The sequence below is a fragment of the Streptomyces sp. NRRL F-2664 genome (assembly GCF_000719345.1).
Lineage (GTDB): Bacteria > Actinomycetota > Actinomycetes > Streptomycetales > Streptomycetaceae > Streptomyces.
On the sequence record NZ_JOFX01000484.1, the window covers coordinates 1 to 304 of the forward strand.

General features: G+C 75.0%; 1 protein-coding gene. It reads right to left on the reverse strand.

Annotation, left to right across the window (positions count from 1 at the left end):
- The coding region (locus tag IF89_RS46840) for a hypothetical protein (protein ID WP_043195100.1) at positions 1-304 on the reverse strand (304 nt) is incomplete at both ends.

Genomic DNA, 304 nt, shown 5'->3' on the forward strand with positions numbered 1-304 from the left:
GTGGTCGTACTCCGTCCGCGAGACGACCCGCCCGCCGGGGCCGGCCTCCTCCAGCACGGCCCCGGTGGCCAGGTCCACCACCCGCGAGGCGGAGGTCTCGGCGTCCGTGCCGGGCGCCACGGTGGTGGTCTCGGTCAGGCATCCGTCCTCCACCGTGCGGGTGACCTCAGTCTTCAGCTCGCCCGGCCCCTCCCCGCGGCCCTCCTCACCGGCGCCCTCAGCCCAGGAGACCGTCTGCGAGGCCAGCTGCCCGTACCCGTCGTAGGTGAACGACGTCTGCTCGCGGGCGGCAAGCCTGCCCGCA